At 70.1% G+C, this 16,431-nt stretch carries 16 protein-coding genes; 7 read left to right on the plus strand and 9 right to left on the minus strand.

Annotation, left to right across the window (positions count from 1 at the left end):
- Positions 1-130 precede the first annotated feature (130 nt).
- The 4 genes from AB0J71_RS05400 to AB0J71_RS05415 form a co-directional block, all read right to left on the minus strand.
- Entirely contained in the window at positions 131-2,230 is a 2,100-nt protein-coding gene (locus AB0J71_RS05400; RefSeq protein ID WP_352327380.1) for a (Fe-S)-binding protein, read from the minus strand.
- Positions 2,231-2,356: 126 nt separating this feature from the next.
- Positions 2,357-2,941 (minus strand): TetR family transcriptional regulator, encoded by a 585-nt coding sequence (locus AB0J71_RS05405; RefSeq protein WP_352327381.1) that lies wholly within the window; start codon positions 2,939-2,941, stop codon positions 2,357-2,359.
- Between the two features lie 16 nt (positions 2,942-2,957).
- Complete coding sequence (locus AB0J71_RS05410) at positions 2,958-3,746, minus strand: class I SAM-dependent methyltransferase (protein ID WP_352327382.1); 789 nt, start codon at positions 3,744-3,746, stop codon at positions 2,958-2,960.
- The gene (locus AB0J71_RS05415; RefSeq protein WP_352327383.1) at positions 3,743-4,552 is read right to left on the minus strand and encodes a sugar phosphate isomerase/epimerase; all 810 of its coding nucleotides are present in this window, start codon (positions 4,550-4,552) and stop codon (positions 3,743-3,745) included. The genes AB0J71_RS05410 and AB0J71_RS05415 overlap by 4 nt, the downstream gene beginning before the upstream one ends.
- 115 nt (positions 4,553-4,667) lie before the next feature.
- Here AB0J71_RS05415 and AB0J71_RS05420 point away from each other — a divergent pair, with 115 nt between their 5' ends.
- The 5 genes from AB0J71_RS05420 to disA all read left to right on the plus strand — a co-directional run bounded on the left by AB0J71_RS05420 (position 4,668) and on the right by disA (position 8,775).
- The gene (locus tag AB0J71_RS05420; protein WP_364412923.1) at positions 4,668-5,366 is read left to right on the plus strand and encodes a class I SAM-dependent methyltransferase; all 699 of its coding nucleotides are present in this window, start codon (positions 4,668-4,670) and stop codon (positions 5,364-5,366) included.
- A gap of 168 nt (positions 5,367-5,534) precedes the next feature.
- Positions 5,535-5,909, plus strand: coding sequence for a MerR family transcriptional regulator (locus AB0J71_RS05425; RefSeq protein WP_352325883.1), 375 nt, complete (start codon positions 5,535-5,537; stop codon positions 5,907-5,909).
- Positions 5,906-6,214, plus strand: coding sequence for a thioredoxin (gene trxA, locus AB0J71_RS05430; RefSeq protein WP_352325882.1), 309 nt, complete (start codon positions 5,906-5,908; stop codon positions 6,212-6,214). The genes AB0J71_RS05425 and trxA overlap by 4 nt, the downstream gene beginning before the upstream one ends.
- A gap of 37 nt (positions 6,215-6,251) precedes the next feature.
- Positions 6,252-7,658 carry a DNA repair protein RadA gene (radA, locus tag AB0J71_RS05435; protein ID WP_352325881.1) on the plus strand — a complete coding sequence of 469 codons (1,407 nt, stop codon included), beginning with the start codon at positions 6,252-6,254 and terminating at the stop codon, positions 7,656-7,658.
- A 40-nt stretch (positions 7,659-7,698) separates the two neighbouring features.
- Positions 7,699-8,775, plus strand: a complete 1,077-nt coding sequence (gene disA, locus AB0J71_RS05440; protein WP_352325879.1) for a DNA integrity scanning diadenylate cyclase DisA — start codon at positions 7,699-7,701, stop codon at positions 8,773-8,775.
- 11 nt (positions 8,776-8,786) lie between these two features.
- On the opposite strand, the gene AB0J71_RS05445 is transcribed toward disA, so the two are convergent.
- Positions 8,787-9,458 (minus strand): hypothetical protein, encoded by a 672-nt coding sequence (locus AB0J71_RS05445; RefSeq protein WP_352325878.1) that lies wholly within the window; start codon positions 9,456-9,458, stop codon positions 8,787-8,789.
- 78 nt (positions 9,459-9,536) lie between these two features.
- On the opposite strand from AB0J71_RS05445, the gene AB0J71_RS05450 reads away from it, so the two are divergent.
- On the plus strand, positions 9,537-10,412 hold the full coding sequence (locus AB0J71_RS05450) for an A/G-specific adenine glycosylase (RefSeq protein WP_352325876.1): 876 nt from the start codon (positions 9,537-9,539) through the stop codon (positions 10,410-10,412).
- Positions 10,413-10,419: 7 nt separating this feature from the next.
- Here the strand turns inward: AB0J71_RS05450 and AB0J71_RS05455 are convergent, their stop codons facing one another.
- Both AB0J71_RS05455 and AB0J71_RS05460 read right to left on the minus strand, forming a co-directional pair.
- Positions 10,420-10,836: a cupin gene (locus tag AB0J71_RS05455; protein WP_352325875.1), complete on the minus strand. Its 417-nt coding sequence runs from the start codon at positions 10,834-10,836 to the stop codon at positions 10,420-10,422.
- A gap of 55 nt (positions 10,837-10,891) precedes the next feature.
- Positions 10,892-11,215 carry a cupin domain-containing protein gene (locus AB0J71_RS05460; RefSeq protein WP_352325874.1) on the minus strand — a complete coding sequence of 108 codons (324 nt, stop codon included), beginning with the start codon at positions 11,213-11,215 and terminating at the stop codon, positions 10,892-10,894.
- 113 nt (positions 11,216-11,328) lie between these two features.
- On the opposite strand from AB0J71_RS05460, the gene AB0J71_RS05465 reads away from it, so the two are divergent.
- Positions 11,329-11,799 (plus strand): MarR family winged helix-turn-helix transcriptional regulator, encoded by a 471-nt coding sequence (locus AB0J71_RS05465; RefSeq protein WP_352325873.1) that lies wholly within the window; start codon positions 11,329-11,331, stop codon positions 11,797-11,799.
- A 55-nt stretch (positions 11,800-11,854) separates the two neighbouring features.
- On the opposite strand, the gene AB0J71_RS05470 is transcribed toward AB0J71_RS05465, so the two are convergent.
- Positions 11,855-12,793 (minus strand): TIM barrel protein, encoded by a 939-nt coding sequence (locus tag AB0J71_RS05470; protein WP_357702269.1) that lies wholly within the window; start codon positions 12,791-12,793, stop codon positions 11,855-11,857.
- 753 nt (positions 12,794-13,546) lie between these two features.
- Positions 13,547-16,048, minus strand: coding sequence for an ATP-dependent Clp protease ATP-binding subunit (locus tag AB0J71_RS05475; protein WP_352325871.1), 2,502 nt, complete (start codon positions 16,046-16,048; stop codon positions 13,547-13,549).
- Positions 16,049-16,431 lie beyond the last annotated feature (383 nt).

Genomic DNA, 16,431 nt, shown 5'->3' on the forward strand with positions numbered 1-16,431 from the left:
TCGAATAAGGCCATGCGACGTTGAGGTTACCGTGATTTTCCCGTTATGTGGATGGGAGATTTCCAGCGAGGAGGCCCGTGACGTGCGGAACTCCTCTACAGAGCCTGTAGAGGAGTCCGACTTTTCGTGGTCAGGAAGCGCCCTTGACCGATTTGATCAACAGCTGCGCGACGTCCACGACTTCCAGCGATTCCTTGGCCTCGCCGTTGTTCTTCTTCTCGTTGATCGCGTCGCCGAGCATCACCATGCAGAACGGGCACGCGGTCGAGACGGTGTCGGGATTCGTGGTGAGCGCCTCGTCGACCCGCTCGGTGTTGATGCGCTTGCCGATGCGCTCCTCCATCCACATGCGCGCGCCGCCCGCGCCGCAGCAGAAGCCGCGGTCCTTGTGGCGGTGCATCTCCTGGGTCTGGACGCCGGGCACCTTCGACATGATGTCGCGGGGCTGGGAGTAGACCTTGTTGTGGCGGCCGAGGAAGCACGGGTCGTGGTAGGTGATCTTCTCCTCGATCGGCGTGACCGGGGTGAGCAGGCCCTCGTCCACCAGTTTCGACAGCAGCTGCGTGTGGTGCACGACCTCGTAGGTGCCGCCGAGCTGCGGGTACTCGTTGGCCAGCGTGTTGAAGCAGTGGGGGCAGGTCGCGACGATCTTCTTGACGCCGGCCTCGTTGAGCGTCTCGATGTTCTGCTGGGCGAGCATGTTGAACAGGTACTCCATGCCCAGGCGGCGGGCCGGGTCGCCGGTGCACGCCTCCATCGGGCCGAGCACCGCGAACTTCACGCCCGCGATGTGCAGCAGCTCGGCGACCGCCTTGGTGGTCTTCTTGGCGCGGTCCTCAAGGGCGCCGGCGCAGCCCACCCAGAACAGGTACTCGGCGTCCTCGGGCATCTTCTCCTCGACCAGCTCGACCTCGAAGTCGAGCTCCTCGATCCAGTCGGCCCGCTTCATCTCGGACATGCCCCACGGGTTGCCCTTGTTCTCCAGGTTCTTCACCATCACCCCCGCCTCGGACGGGAACGACGACTCCACCATGACCTGGTAGCGGCGCATGTCGAGGATGTGGTCGATGTGCTCGATGTCCACCGGGCACTGCTCGACGCAGGCGCCGCAGTTGGTGCACGACCACAGCACGTCGGGGTGGATGACGCCGTCCTCGCCGACGAGCGGCTTCTCCAGCAGCGCGAGCACGTCGGTGTCGGCGTGCTCGGTGCTCGCGGCCATCAGGTACGGGGCCACCTTGAAGGCGTGGTCGCGCTGGTCGAGGATGAGCATCTTCGGCGAGAGCGGCTTGTCGGTGTTCCAGGCCGGGCACTGCGACTGGCAGCGGCCGCACTCGGTGCAGGAGTAGAAGTCGAGGAAGCCCTTCCAGGTGGTGTCGCCGATCTTGCCGCGGCCCAGGCGCTCGGCGTCGAGCTCCTCGTCCTCGAAGTCGACGAGCTTGCCGTCGACGCGCAGCTCCGACGCGGCGCCGAGCCCGTTGGGACGCCGGGAGAACAGCACGTTGAGCGGCGCGGTGAAGATGTGCAGGTGCTTGGAGTTCACCACGATGACCAGGAACACCAGCATGAAGCCGATGTGCAGGAGCAGCGCGATCTCCTCCAGCAGCGGGCTGGCCGGCAGCGCGTCGCCGAGCGCCAGGGAGACGAACGCGCCGGAGGAGTAGGGGAAGTTGCCGTTGGCCGCCGAGGCGCCGCGGGCCAGGAACAGCGTCCAGATGATGTTGAAGATCATGAACAGGACGAGCCACGCGCCGCCGAGGTGCGAGCCGGAGAAACGCGACTTGCGGCCCAGCGTCTTGGGCGAGTTCTTGACCCGGATGATCGCGAAGGCGACCAGGCCGAGCAGACACGCGACCGCGATGAAGTCCTGGAGGAAGCCGAGCACGCCCCAGGTGCCGATGAGCGGGATGTGGAAGTCGGGCTCGCCGGTGATCGCGCCCTGGATGATCGCGCCGTACGCCTCGATGTAGACGGTCAGCAGAATGAAGAACGCCCACATGACGAAGAAGTGGGCCGTGCCGGACGGCGTCCACTTCAGCAGCTTCTTCTGGCCGAAGACCTCGACGAGCTGGGCCTTGAGCTCGTCGGCGGCGTGCTCCTTGGCGTACTCGACGCGTTCGGGCGCGGGTGGCCCGGAGGTCGCCAGCTTGAACAGGAACAACACCCTGCGGCCGGCGACGGCCACCGCCAGGACGGTCATGACCAGCCCGATGATCGCTACCCAGAGCACGGGGTCCTCCCACAGACGACGATGGCTGCCAGCATACGGACACGTGTTTCCAGGAAGCTTACCGGCCAGTAACTTCCCGGGATGACATCCATACCCTATGGTCAGTGCCCTATACAGAACAATGCTCTACGCCGTGAAGTACCTCTGTATGGTCGGCGCGATCAGCTCGACCAGTTCCTCCGGATCGGCGCTGGCCAGCGGCTCCAATTGGATCACGTAGCGGCCCATGATCACGCCGTACATCTGGCCAAAAGCCGCCTCGATGCGTAGGTGCGGAACACCAAGGCGGTCGGCCACCTGGAAGAGCAGCGCGTTGGTGATGAACTCGCGGAACATCGCCGCCGCCTGCTCGTTCGTGAGCGCCGAGCGCATCAGGGCGATCATCGGCTCGCGGGTCGCCGGCTCGGCGGTCACCCGCAGGATCATCCGCACCAGCCGCTCGCCGATCTCCTCGCGCGGGCCGTCCAGCAACAGCGGGACGACCTCGTCGGGGGTGATCGGCAACTGCATGGCCGCCGCGAACATGCCCTCCTTGGTCTCGAAGTAGTGGTGGACCAGAGCCGGGTCGACCTTGGCCTCCCGCGCGATCCCGCGCACGGTGGCCTTGTCGAAGCCCTTCTCGGCGAACACCCGCCGCGCCGCCGTCAGGATCTCGCCGCGCGTGTCGGCCGACCCGGGCCTGCGGCCGGGCCGGCGTCGTACGTTGCTCATGGCCGCGCCCCGCCGGTCACCGGCCCACCGCCAGGTACACCCGCATCGGCACCGACAGCACGCCCTCCGGGAAAGCCTTCCTGAGCTCCCCGCGCTGCCGCCCGACCAGCTCGTCGGCCGCCTCCGGCGACAGCGCCGCCATGTACGAGTGGGAGCGCAGGTCGAGCAGGAAGTCCTCGATGCCGACCAGCCGCGTCCACGGGATCCAGCGCTCCTGGACCACCTCGAAGGCCGCGGCGATCGGCGGCACCGACCACTCCTCGACCGCCGGCCCCCAGTACGTGGGCACCGCCTCGGCCAGCCGCGCCTCGTAGGCGGCCAGCCACTCGGCCTGCGCCGCGTGGTGCAGGTTCCAGCAGCCCGCGATCGCGCCGCCGGGGCGCAGCACCCGCCTGGCCTCGGCGATCGAGACGACCGGATCGAGCCAGTGCCACGACTGGGCGTACGTCACCAGGTCGGCCACCCCGTCGGCCAGCGGCAGCGCGTTGCCGTCGGCGATCACCGCGGCGACCGCGGGCGGCTCGCCGTCGATCCGCGTGACCAGCCGGGCCAGCATCTCCGCCCCCGGATCGACCGCGATCACCCGGGAGCCGCGGGCCCGCAGCGCGTGCGTCAGGATGCCCGTGCCCGCGCCCACGTCGATCGTGGTGGCGCCGTCGAGCTCGATCCCGGTCACCTCGGTGAGCACGCGGTACATCTCGTCGGGATAGGACGGGCGGCCCGCGTCGTAGGCGTCGGCCACGCTGTCGAAGACCCGCGCGAGGTCTCTGGTCGGCCCCACGTTCCTGGTCGGCCCCACGTTCATCGGGCCGCCGCCAGGTGCAGACGGGCGAAGGCGAGCGCCTCGGCCAGGTCGTCGACGCGCTCGGTGCGGCTGGCCGCCTTGCGGGTGTTGATCTCCAGCACCACCAGGCCGCCGTAGCCGGAGTTCGCCAGGCGTTCCAGGATCTGGGCGCACGGCTGGTTGCCCCTGCCGGGGACCAGGTGCTCGTCCTTGTTGGTCACGCCCATGCCGTCGGCCAGGTGGAGGTGGGCGAGCCGGTCGCCGAGCTTGGTGGCCATCTCCATGGCGTCGGAGCCGGACACCGCGGTGTGCGACAGGTCGAGGGTGACCTGCGGGAAGTCGTAGTCGATCGGGTTCCAGTCGGGCGAGTACGGCACCACGTCGTTGCCCCTGGCGCGCAGCGGGAACATGTTCTCGACCGCGAACGTGACATCGGTCTCGTCACGCATGCGGGCCAGGCCGTTCTCGAAGTCGCGGGCGTAGTCGCGCTGCCAGCGGAACGGCGGGTGCACCACGACGGTCGAGGCGCCGAGGCGCTCAGCGGCCTTCTGCGCCCTGACCAGCTTGGCCCAGGGGTCTCTGCCCCACACCCGCTGCGTCACGAGCAGGCAGGGCGCGTGGATCGCCAGGACGGGCACCTGATAGTGCTCGGACAGCCGCTCGATCACGTCGATGTCCTGGCTCACCGGATCGGCGCCGACCATGATCTCGACACCGTCGTAGCCCAGGCGCGCGGCCAGTTCGAACGCGTCGGGAGTGCGTTCTGGATATACCGAGGCGGTGGACAATGCGATCTTCGCATTGGGCACGCGGATGACATCAGCCACGTTGCCAGCCTAAGCCGGAGAAGCGCCTCTGGCGCGTGAGCCCCACCAGATAGCCCTACCCAACCCCCCATCCCACCCCAAAGACGCTCCCCAGAACCCCGCTACGGTTGGGGCCATGCCACGGATAGCCAGAGGCGCGATCCCCAGCCCGAACATCTGGAACGCTCCCCAGGTCTACGAGCTGGAGAACCGCGCCGTGGACCCCCAGGGCGCGGCCGACGCCGCGATGCGCGAGCTGCGTCCCTGGGCCGGCGCGACCGTGCTCGACATCGGCTGCGGCACCGGCTTCCACCTGCCCGTCCTGGCCGCCGACGCGGCCTCCGTGATCGGCGTCGAGCCCCACGGCGACCTGGCCGGCCTGGCCCGCCGCCGCTGCGCGAACCTGTCCAACGTCTCGGTGCACGCCGCCGCCGCCCAGGACCTCCCGCTGGCCGACGCCAGCGTCGACGTGGCCATGGCCCGCTGGGCCTACTTCTTCGGCCCCGGCTGCGAGCCCGGCCTGCGCGAGCTGTCCCGCGTCGTCCGCCGCGGCGGCGCCGCGTTCGTCATCGACCTCGACGCCACCCGCGGCCCGTTCGGCCGCTGGTTCTCCCGCACGGTGCCGACGTACTCGGCGCGCGAGGTGGAGGCGTTCTGGGTCCGCCAGGGCTGGCAGCGGCGGCCGCTCGACCTCACGATGACCTTCGAGCGCCGGGCCGACCTGGAGGCCGTGCTGCGCATCGAGTTCGCCCCCGAGGTGGCCGAGCAGGCCATCGCGGAGACGCCCGGCCTGGAGCTCTTCTACCCGAACGTCCTGCGCTGGCGCTACTTCTGAGTCCATGGCCTCACTCCCTGCTCATGGCCTCACTGCGTTCGGCGGGCTCGGTCGCCAAACGCCGCCGCCTTCCCCCGCTCTGGTCGCTGCGCTCCCGCCGCTCCTCCAGACGCCGGCACTCCCTCGCGGCTTGACATTGACGTCGGTGTCAACGTTTACCGTGGTGGCATGCGCATCGGGGAGCTGGCGGAACGCACCGGGGTGAGCACCCGTTCACTCCGCTACTACGAGGAGCACGGCCTGCTCTCGGCCAGACGCGGACCCAACGGCTACCGCGAGTACGCCGAGGAGGACGTCAGGCTGGTGGCCGAGATCCGGTCGCTGCTCTCGGTCGGCTTCACGCTGGAGGACACCCGTCCCTTCGTCGACTGCCTGCGCTCGGGCCACAGCTCGGGCGGTTCCTGCCAGGAGTCCGTCGAGGTCTACCAGCGCAAGATCATGCAGATCGACGAGGAGATCCGGGTGCTGCTCGCCCGCCGCGCCGAGGTCGCCGCCCAGCTCGCCCAGTCGTGTCCCGGCTGCTTCGTAAGGGGAGACAAATGATCACGTTGACCACCGACAACTTCGAGGAGCAGGTACTCAAGAGCGACAAGCCGGTGCTGGTCGACTTCTGGGCCGAGTGGTGCCCGCCGTGCCGCATGGTGGCCCCCGTCCTCGACGAGATCGAGGCCGAGCACGGCCTGGCCATCGGCAAGCTCAACACCGACGAGAACCCCGAGATCATGTCCCGCTACGGCGTGATGGGCCTGCCCACGCTGCTGCTGTTCGAGAACGGCGAGCCCGTCAGGCAGATCGTCGGCGCGCGGCCCAAGCGCCTGCTGGTGCAGGAACTGGGCCTCACGCGGTAGTCGAGGATTGTCGGCACGGGCCGCTAGCCTGCTCGACATGGCCAAGACAGCGCAGAAGCCCGGTTACCGCTGTGCCGAGTGCGGCTGGCGCACCAGCAAGTGGGTCGGCAGGTGCGGCGAGTGCCAGGCGTGGGGCACTGTCGACGAGGAGGGCGCGCGCGCCGGGGTCAACGTCGTCCAGGGCGGCGCCACCACCGGGCCCGCGCTGCCCATCGGCCAGGTCAAGGCCGAGGTGGCCGCGGCCCGCACCACCGGGGTGAGCGAGCTCGACCGGGTGCTCGGCGGCGGCCTGGTACCCGGCGCGGTGGTGCTGCTGGCCGGCGAGCCCGGCATCGGCAAGTCCACGCTGCTGCTGGAGGCCGCGGCCCGCATCGCCGAGCGCACCACCGTCCTCTACGTGACGGGCGAGGAGTCGGCGGCCCAGGTGCGCCTGCGGGCCGACCGCATCGGCGCCATCCAGGACAACCTCTACCTCGCCGCCGAGACCGAGCTGTCGGCGCTGATCACCCACGTCGACAAGGTCGAGCCCAGCCTGCTGGTGGTCGACTCGGTCCAGACGGTCGGCTCCGCCCAGGCCACCGGCGTGCCGGGCGGCGTGACCCAGGTGCGCGAGGTGGCCGCCAACCTGGTGCGCATGGCCAAGGAGCGCAACCTCGCCACGGTCCTCGTGGGTCACGTCACCAAAGAGGGCTCGATCGCCGGCCCCCGCACCCTCGAACACCTGGTCGACGTCGTGCTCAACTTCGAGGGCGACCGCCACTCCCGGCTGCGCATGGTCCGCGCGATCAAGAACAGGTTCGGCCCCACCGACGAGGTCGGCTGCTTCGACCTGCACGAGCGCGGCATCGAGGGCATCACCGACCCGAGCGGGCTGTTCGTCTCCCGGCGCAGCGAGCCGGTCGCCGGCACCTGCGTCACGGTCACCGTCGAGGGCACCCGTCCGCTGCCCGCCGAGGTGCAGGCGCTGGTGGCCCGCACCGAGGCCCAGCAGCCGCGGCGCACGTCCTCGGGGCTCGACACCTACCGCGTCCAGATGATCCTCGCCGTGCTGGAGCGCCGGCTCAACGCCCGGCTCGGCGGCTGCGACGTGTTCACCGCCACCGTGGGCGGCATCAAGCTGGCCGATCCGGCCGTCGACCTGGCGGTCATGCTCGCCGTCGCGAGCGCCGCCGGCGACAAGCCGCTGCCGCCCGGTCTGGTGGCGCTCGGCGAGGTGGGCCTGGCGGGCGAGTTGCGCCCGGTCAAAGACGTGCGCAGGCGGCTGACGGAGGCGTCCAGGCTGGGCTTCAAGCGGGCGCTCGTGCCCGCCGGATCCCTGGAGACGGGCGGCGGGAAGCGCAACGGGCAGCGGGCTCTGGTGCCCGTCGGGCCCGTGGCGTTCGCCCCCGGGTTCGAGGTCGTCCAGGCCGAGAACGTCTGGGACGCACTCACGCACGTCACATAGCACGGCTAAGCTGGGCGTGACCAATCGACACGGGGGTCAGGTGGACAGGAGTCTTGACGACCGCCGTCGCGACGCTTTGGCCGCCGTGGCGCCGGGCACTCCGCTGCGCGACGGCCTGGAGCGCATCCTGCGCGGGCAGACCGGCGGCCTGATCGTGCTCGGCCACAACAGGACCGTCGAAGAGGTCTGCAGCGGCGGCTTCGAGCTCGACGTCGAGTTCTCGGCCACCCGCCTGCGCGAGCTCGCCAAGATGGACGGCGCGATCGTGGTGAGCAACGACCAGAAGATCGTGCGCGCGGCCGTGCACCTCGTCCCCGACCCCGCGATCCCCACCGACGAGTCGGGCACCCGCCACCGCACCGCCCAGCGCGTGGCCAGGCAGACGGGCCTGCCCATCATCGCGATCAGCAAGTCCATGCGGATCATCGCCCTTTACCTCGACGGCATCCGCTACGTGCTGGAGGAGTCCGCGGCCATCCTGTCCAAGGCCAACCAGGCCCTGGCCACCCTTGAGCGCTACAAGCACCGGCTCGACGAGGTCTCCGGCACGCTGTCGGCGCTGGAGATCGAAGACCTCGTCACCGTGCGCGACGTGTCGGCGGTGGCCCAGCGCCTGGAGATGGTCCGGCGCATCTCCGACGAGATCAAGGGCTACGTGGTCGAGCTCGGCACCGACGGGCGGCTGCTGTCGTTGCAGCTCGACGAGCTGGTGGCGGGCGTCGACTCCGAACGCGAGCTGGTCGTGCGCGACTACCTGCCGGCCCCCGCGAGCCGCCGCCAGAAGCGCCTGGCCGAGGCTCTGCACGACCTCGACCACCTGTCCGGAGCCGAGCTGCTCGACCTGTCGGCCGTGGCGCACGTGCTGGGCCACGGCGGCGCCGAGCGGCTCGACAGCCCGGTGAGCCCGCGCGGCTTCCGGCTGCTGGCCAAGGTGCCCCGGCTGCCCGCCACGGTGGTCGACCGCCTGGTCAACCACTTCGGCGGCCTGCAGAAGCTGCTGGCCGCCAGCATCGACGACCTCCAGGAGGTGGGCGGCGTCGGGGAGTCGCGCGCCCGCAGCGTCCGCGAGGGCCTGTCCCGCCTGGCGGAGTCGTCGATCCTCGAACGTTACGTCTGAGGCCGGACCGCTCACCGCAGGTGGAAGACGCCCTTGCCGCTGCGCAGCGCGCCCATGCGGGCGGTGGCCACGTACGTGCCGGGCAGGGCGGCGGCCGGGGTCGCCCGGCAGTCGGTGCTCGACCGGCGCCGGTCCCACTCCAGGGTGCGCACGTACGGGATCCCGCGCTGCAGCTCCCTGACCTCGGTGCCCACCCCGCTGACGCAGTCGGCGGTGGACCAGATGCGGTCGGCGCCCGAGGTGATGCGGATCTCCATGGCCCGCGGCCCGACGTCGGCCGTGCACATCACCGGCCCGGTGTTGACCAGCGTGACGATGAAGGTCGGACGCGACGCGCCGGTGTAGATCGGCTCCTTGCCGCCCTGGAGGCTCAGCACCAGGCTGTCCTGCGGGCACGGCTCCCCCGGCCGCCTCGGCTTGGCGGACGGGCTCTCCTTGGGCGCGGGGGTGGGCGACGGGCTGGCCGTCCCCATGGCGAGCGTGCGCAGGCCCGCGAGCAGCGGATCGGTGGCCGGCGTCGCGCTCGGCGAGCTCTGCGCGCTGGACGAGCGTTCCGGCCCGGAGCCGCCACTGGAGCACGCCCACGCCACCACGGCCACCACGACGAGCACGGCCACCAGCACGCTCATGCGACGCCGCCAGTAGACGTCACCGCCGTCGCCACCCATCGAATCCGGATCCATAGGCACAGCATGGTAATTGATCGGCTACCAACAGTGACGACACGCCGAACAAGCCCGTCTACGAATACGCTTGACCGCGTGGTTGAGCCGAACCTCCTGCACGCCCCCGTTCTGGAGTGGTACGAGGACAACGCCCGAGACCTCCCCTGGCGCGCCGACGACGCGACCCCGTGGGGAGTGCTGGTCAGCGAGATCATGCTGCAGCAGACCCCGGTCGTCCGCGTCCTGCCGGTGTGGCTGGAGTGGATGGCCCGCTGGCCCACGCCCAAGTCGCTGGCCGCCGAGCCGCCGGGCGAGGCCGTCCGGCATTGGGGCCGGCTCGGTTATCCGCGCCGGGCGCTGCGCCTGCACGCCTGCGCCCGCGCCATCGCCGACGAGCACGGCGGCGAGGTGCCCGCCGACCACGCGACGCTGCTGGCCCTGCCCGGCATCGGGGAGTACACCGCCGCCGCGGTCGCCAGCTTCGCGTACGGCGGCCGGCACGCCGTCCTGGACACCAACGTGCGGCGGGTGTTCGCGCGGGCCGTACGGGCCGAGGAGTACCCGCCCACGGCCACCTCGGCGGCCGAGCGGCGGCTGGCCGAGTCGCTGCTGCCCGAGCTGGGCGCGGCCCGCTGGGGCGTGGCCGTGATGGAGCTGGGCGCGCTCGTCTGCACGGCCCGCGCGCCGCGCTGCGCCGACTGCCCGATCGCCGACCTGTGCGCGTGGCGGCTGGCCGGCAAACCACCCCACACCGGTCCCGCCCGCAAGGGCCAGACGTACGCCGGCACCGACCGCCAGTGCCGCGGCCGCCTGCTCGCGGTGCTCCGCGCGGCGCACGGCCCGGTGCCGAAAGCGGCCCTCGACGTGGTGTGGGACGACTCGACCCAGCGCGAACGCGCCCTCGACGGCCTGGTCGCCGACGGCCTGGCCGAGGTGCTCGACGACGGCACGTACCGGCTGCCGCACTCCTGAGCGCCCGCTAGGCCATCCACGGGGGCACGGTGCGGTCCGTGCCCTTCGGCGCCAGGTCGCAGGCGTCGGGCGCGGACTCGCCGCTGGGGTTGTAGACCTCCACTCCCGGCGGCGCGACCACGATCGAGACGAACCCGTGCTCGGGGTCGGCGAACATCTGCCGGCTCACGTCGGCCGGCAGGACCATGGTGTCGCCCGGCCCGACCTCGAACCGCTCGCCGCCCAGCTCGACGACCGCGCCGCCGGCCAGCCAGGTCCACACCAGCTCGCGGTCGGCGGCGTGCACCGGACCCTCCATGCCGGGGTTGGCGTCCACCCGCCACATGACCTGCCCGGCCCTGCCCTGGGTGGGCGAGGCGAGCGTGGTCATCAGGCCGTTGGGCGTACGGACTTGACGGGCGTCGGCGGACATCACGACAGGCATCAGACGAACTCCTTCTCTGCGGTGGGCACGGCTGCGCGCCGCGCGTCCTCGGTGATCAGGCGATCCACGGCGGGGTGCCGAGGTCGGCGCCCTCGGCGCTGATGGCCCTGGCGCCCGCGGCCGCGGTGACGACGGCCGCGTATCCGGCCTCCGCGTCGGCCAGCACCCTGCGCACCACGTGGGCGGGCATGACGACGGTGTCGCCCGGCCCGACCTCGAACCGCTCGTCGCCCAGCTCGACGGTGGCCCCGCCGGAGAGCCAGCTCCACACCTGCTCGCTGTCGAAGTCGTGCCGGGGGCCCTGTGCGCCCGGCTTCGCGTCGACCCGCCAGAACGAGCGGGAGGCCCCGCCCTGCGTCGGCGAGGCGAAAGTGGTCATGACCCCGGAGGGGGTCTCGGAACGCCGGGAATCCGCGTCACGAATGACAGACACGCTCGAACCCCTTAAGATAGGCAACTACGTTGTCCATATAGTTAACCAGGTTGTCTATCTTGTCAAGCGACACCCCAGGCTTCGAACTGCCTCTACGACTTCTGCTGGCCTTCCGCACGCTCATCGACGAGCTGCACGCCGAGCTGGCCCGCCAGGGCCATCCGGACCTCCGTCCGAACCACGGGTTCGTCATGCAGGCGATCGGCACACGCGGCACGACCGCCGTCGACCTGGGCCGTACCCTGGGCGTGTCGAAGCAGGCCGCGGGCAAGACGATCGAGACCCTCGAACGCGCCGGCTACGTCGAGCGCACCAGGGACGACTTCGACACCCGGCGCAAGATCGTCCGCCTCACGCCCCGCGGCGTCGACGCGCTCGACCGCTCGGCCCGCATCTTCGACGACCTGCGCGCCCGATGGGCCGCGGAGCTGGGCGAGGACCGCCTGCGGGCCCTGGAGTCGGACCTGCGCAGGATGACGCCGGCGAACATGTGGCGGCTGGACACGCCAGGCTGGTTCGCCGGCCTCTGAGTGGATCAGCCGAGCCGGAACCGGTGCGCGGGCACGACCGGCCCCGGCCTCTCGATCAGGCGGCCAACTGCAGGCCGAGGCTGGTCAGGTTCGTACGGGCCCAGGCCAGCTCCTCGGCCAGCAGCGACACCAGCGCGCCCGGCCCCTTCGCGCGGCCCGGCACGAACAGGTTGTGCGTCTCGACCTCGATGTGCGCGCTCCCGCTGACCGCGCCCGACAACATCGCGGTCAGCGTGTCGTGCAGCACCGCGCCGGTGCTCGGCGTCTCGCCCGTGTGGTTGTGCACGTGCCCCAGCTTGACGACGGGCGCGCCGGCCTCCGCCAGGCCCTTCAGCGCCGCGCCGGGCTCCTCGGCCCCGCAGGCGAGGTGACAGGCGTCCAGGCACACGCCCAGGTGCTCGGAGTCAATGCCGCCCACCCGCTCCAGCGCCTGCTCGGTCGTCTCCAGGACGCACCCCGGCCACGGCTCGAAGCCGACCCTGATCGTCTTCCCGGTCACGCTGTAGATGCCGCGCAGCTCGCGGGCCAGCCGCTCCAGGCGGCGCGTGGCGATGGCGTGCAGGTCGGCGGGCCAGTCGCGGCGCCAGCCGATCGGGATCGTCGAGATGCTGCCGAACCGTACGTCGTCGGGCAGCAGGAAGGCCAGGATCTTGGCCAGCGCCATGGTGTAGCGGTAACGCTCGGGCTTGGCCCAGTCGGGCCCGGGGACCTCCTGGTTGCGCCCGCCGGTGCCGTTGAGGCTGACGACCTCCAGGCCGCGCTCCTCCAGGGAGCGGCGCAGCCGTACGAGCTCGATGCGGTCGGCCGTGAGGTGGTCGGCGACGCCGGGCGACAACCACAGCCCGATGCCCATTCGCTCCACACCCAGCCTCTTGCGCACCGGCACCGCGTAGCGGGTCAGGTGCGCGATCAGGTTCTCCAGGTCCTCGGCAGGGTGGATGCCTGCGTTGTAGGCGAGGTGAACGAGCGTTCCGTCGTTGTGACGCAGGCGCATCGGTTCCTCCACGGCTTGCTTGAGTGTTCCCGTCGCCCGCCTCAGACGCGCGAACCCGGTGTGAGCATGCCTGCTTCCGGGTGGCGCACGCGTCCGCCCTGAGTTGATTACTCACTACTCCCCAGGGAGCAGCCCCGACTCTAGGAACACGCTCTTGCGGATCACTTGGATGAGACTTGGCGATGCTCTACGCAGTGTAGTACTACTACCGGTGGCGGTGTACCCACCCATCCAACAATTAAGCAACAACCCACCCCACCTCCCGCCCCCAACGGCGACGGCTCGCCCCAGACAGGCAAACAAGAGCCCCACCGCCCTCCTCAGCGCCCAGGACAAGAGCCCGAGCCCGAGGACCAGACCCGGAACCAAGGACCGGAGACCCGGGCCGGAGAACGGAGACCGGGGTCGGGGGCCGGGGACCAGGGATGGGGCCGGAGACCGGGACCGGAGACCCGGAGACGGGGGCCGTGGGTCGAGGGCAGCATGAGGCCGGTTGCCGTTGCGCCGGGCGTATTGCGGCTCTGGGGCTCTCCTGGTCGCCGAACAAGGGGGCCTGGGCTCTCGTTTACCCCTGCGGCGAGTCGTCGCCGCGTTGGGCGTCCGAGGACCGGGGGGCGAGGGCCGGGGGCCGGGGGCCGGGGCCGGGGGCCAGAAGCTGGGGGCCGGGGGGCGAAGGGTCGGAAGCCGGGGGCCGGGTTGGGGTTGGGAATGCGAAAACCCCCGCCGGGGCGGGGGTTTTCGGTGACTGGCCCGTCAGTGCTGGATCGGCGCGGCGATCGCCGCGGCCGAGTCCGGGACCGCCGTGGCGGACTCGCCCTTGAAGACGAACTTGGCGTTGTCGCCTTCGCCCTCGATCGTCACCTTCACGACCTGCCCCGGACGGAGCTCGCCGTAGAGGATCTTCTCGGACAGGGAGTCCTCCAGCTCGCGCTGGATCGTACGGCGCAGCGGCCGGGCGCCCATGACCGGGTCGTAACCGCGGTCGGCGAGCAGCTGCTTGGCCTCCGGCGAGACCTCGAGACCCATGTCGCGGTCCTTCAGCCTGGCGTCGACCTGGGCGAGCATCAGATCCACGATCTTGATGATCTCGTTCGGCGTCAGCTGGTGGAAGACCACGATGTCGTCGACACGGTTGAGGAACTCGGGCCGGAAGTGCTGCTTGAGCTCCTCCTGGACCTTCGCCTTCATCCGCTCGTAGTTGGACTCGGTGTCGTTGGACTTCGCGAACCCGACCCCGATGCCCTTGGAGATGTCCCGGGTGCCGAGGTTGGTGGTCATGATGATGACCGTGTTCTTGAAGTCGACCACGCGGCCCTGGGCGTCGGTCAAGCGACCGTCTTCCAGGATCTGCAGCAGCGAGTTGAAGATGTCGGGGTGGGCCTTCTCGATCTCGTCGAACAGGACCACGGAGAACGGCTTGCGCCGCACCTTCTCGGTGAGCTGGCCGCCCTCCTCGTAGCCGACGTAGCCGGGAGGCGAGCCGAACAGCCGGGAGACGGTGTGCTTCTCCATGAACTCCGACATGTCCAGGCTGATCAGAGCGTCTTCGTCGCCGAAGAGGAACTCCGCCAGAGCCTTGGACAGCTCGGTCTTACCGACACCGGACGGGCCGGCGAAGATGAACGAGCCACCGGGACGGCGCGGGTCCTTCAGACCGGCGCGGGTACGCCGGATGGACCGCGACAGGCCCTTGATGGCGTCGTCCTGGCCGATGATCCGCTTGTGGAGCTCGTCCTCCATGCGGAGCAGGCGCTGGGACTCCTCCTCGGTCAGCTTGAAGACCGGGATGCCGGTGGCGGTCGCCAGGACCTCGGCGATGAGCTCCTGGGTGACCTCGGCCACGACGTCCATGTCGCCGGCCTTCCACTCCTTCTCCCGCCGCTCGCGCTTGAGCTGGAGCTGCTTCTCCTGGTCGCGGAGCGCAGCGGCCTTCTCGAAGTCCTGCGCGTCGATCGCGGACTCCTTGTCGCGGCGGACGTTGGCGATCTTCTCGTCGTACTCGCGCAGGTCCGGCGGAGCGGTCATCCGGCGGATGCGCATCCGGGAACCGGCCTCGTCGATGAGGTCGATCGCCTTGTCGGGCAGGTAGCGGTCGCTGATGTAGCGGTCGGCCAGCTGCGCGGCGGCCACCAGGGCGTCGTCGGTGATGGAGACGCGGTGGTGGGCCTCGTAGCGGTCGCGCAGACCCTTGAGGATCTCGATCGTGTGGCTGAGAGAGGGTTCGGCCACCTGGATCGGCTGGAAGCGGCGCTCCAGCGCGGCGTCCTTCTCGAGGTACTTGCGGTACTCGTCGAGGGTGGTGGCGCCGATCGTCTGCAGCTCGCCGCGGGCCAGCATCGGCTTGAGGATGCTGGCGGCGTCGATCGCGCCCTCGGCGGCGCCCGCGCCGACGAGCGTGTGCAGCTCGTCGATGAACAGGATGATGTCGCCGCGCGTGCGGATCTCCTTGAGCACCTTCTTCAGGCGCTCTTCGAAGTCACCGCGGTAGCGCGAGCCGGCGACCAGGGCGCCGAGGTCAAGCGTGTAGAGCTGCTTGTCCTTCAGCGTCTCGGGCACCTCGCCCCTGACGATCTTCTGCGACAGGCCCTCGACGACGGCGGTCTTGCCGACGCCGGGCTCGCCGATCAGCACCGGGTTGTTCTTGGTCCTCCGGGAGAGGACCTGCATGACCCGCTCGATCTCCTTCTCACGGCCGATGACCGGGTCGAGCTTGCCCTCGCGGGCCGCCTGGGTCAGGTTGCGGCCGAACTGGTCGAGCACCAGGGACGTGGACGGCGCCGACTCCTGGGGACCGCCCGCGGCGGCCGGCTCCTTGCCCTGGTAACCGTGGAGCAACTGGATGACCTGCTGCCGGACACGGTTGAGATCAGCTCCAAGCTTGACCAGCACCTGGGCGGCCACACCCTCACCCTCGCGGATGAGCCCGAGCAGGATGTGCTCGGTGCCGATGTAGTTGTGACCCAGCTGCAAAGCCTCACGGAGCGACAGCTCGAGGACCTTCTTGGCCCGCGGGGTGAACGGAATGTGCCCCGACGGAGCCGACTGGCCCTGGCCGATGATCTCCTCGACCTGCTGACGCACACCCTCAAGGCTGATGCCGAGGCTCTCCAGAGCCTTGGCGGCTACGCCCTCACCTTCATGGATCAAACCAAGAAGAATGTGCTCAGTGCCGATGTAGTTGTGGTTGAGCATCCTGGCCTCTTCTTGGGCCAAGACGACAACACGCCTCGCTCGGTCGGTGAACCTCTCGAACATCTCGTCGCTCCTCACAGAGCGGTCAGTCAGGCCGGTAAATCCGGTCCCGTCATCCCGCATGCTAGCCCTGGCTCGGCGAACCGTGCCCACTGCCGCTGACACGCTCTATAGCAGAGACGTTCCCCGAGAGCAGGGCGTTCACCCTCTATCCAACTACTGTTCGGGGGTGACGTGTTCCCGATACGCCGCAAGCGAACGATGTTTAGGCGCTTCCCGGAAGCGCCTGGAATTCGACGCCCGCGGCCCAGGGCGGACCAACACGGATCGGCCGTCGGACGCCGGGGCGAAGCCGGCCCTGGGGTGCCCGCCGGCCACGCATCTCCGATGCCCGCGCCCGTATCTGTTACGTAATCATCGTATGTGCTGCTCCAAACCGCGTCCAA

Source organism: Nonomuraea sp. NPDC049637, from assembly GCF_040675235.1.
In the GTDB taxonomy this organism is placed as follows: Bacteria; Actinomycetota; Actinomycetes; order Streptosporangiales; family Streptosporangiaceae; genus Nonomuraea.

Bases quoted from the DNA above. Each gene is read 5' to 3' on its own strand.
- AB0J71_RS05405 (WP_352327381.1), bottom strand. From the start codon at position 2,941: ATGAGCAACGTACGACGCCGGCCCGGCCGCAGGCCCGGGTCGGCCGAC.
- AB0J71_RS05410 (WP_352327382.1), bottom strand. From the start codon at position 3,746: ATGAACGTGGGGCCGACCAGGAACGTGGGGCCGACCAGAGACCTCGCG.
- AB0J71_RS05420 (WP_364412923.1), top strand. From the start codon at position 4,668: ATGCCACGGATAGCCAGAGGCGCGATCCCCAGCCCGAACATCTGGAAC.
- AB0J71_RS05425 (WP_352325883.1), top strand. From the start codon at position 5,535: ATGCGCATCGGGGAGCTGGCGGAACGCACCGGGGTGAGCACCCGTTCA.
- trxA (WP_352325882.1), top strand. From the start codon at position 5,906: ATGATCACGTTGACCACCGACAACTTCGAGGAGCAGGTACTCAAGAGC.
- radA (WP_352325881.1), top strand. From the start codon at position 6,252: ATGGCCAAGACAGCGCAGAAGCCCGGTTACCGCTGTGCCGAGTGCGGC.
- AB0J71_RS05445 (WP_352325878.1), bottom strand. From the start codon at position 9,458: ATGGATCCGGATTCGATGGGTGGCGACGGCGGTGACGTCTACTGGCGG.
- AB0J71_RS05455 (WP_352325875.1), bottom strand. From the start codon at position 10,836: ATGCCTGTCGTGATGTCCGCCGACGCCCGTCAAGTCCGTACGCCCAAC.
- AB0J71_RS05460 (WP_352325874.1), bottom strand. From the start codon at position 11,215: ATGACCACTTTCGCCTCGCCGACGCAGGGCGGGGCCTCCCGCTCGTTC.
- AB0J71_RS05470 (WP_357702269.1), bottom strand. From the start codon at position 12,793: ATGCGCCTGCGTCACAACGACGGAACGCTCGTTCACCTCGCCTACAAC.
- AB0J71_RS05475 (WP_352325871.1), bottom strand. From the start codon at position 16,048: ATGTTCGAGAGGTTCACCGACCGAGCGAGGCGTGTTGTCGTCTTGGCC.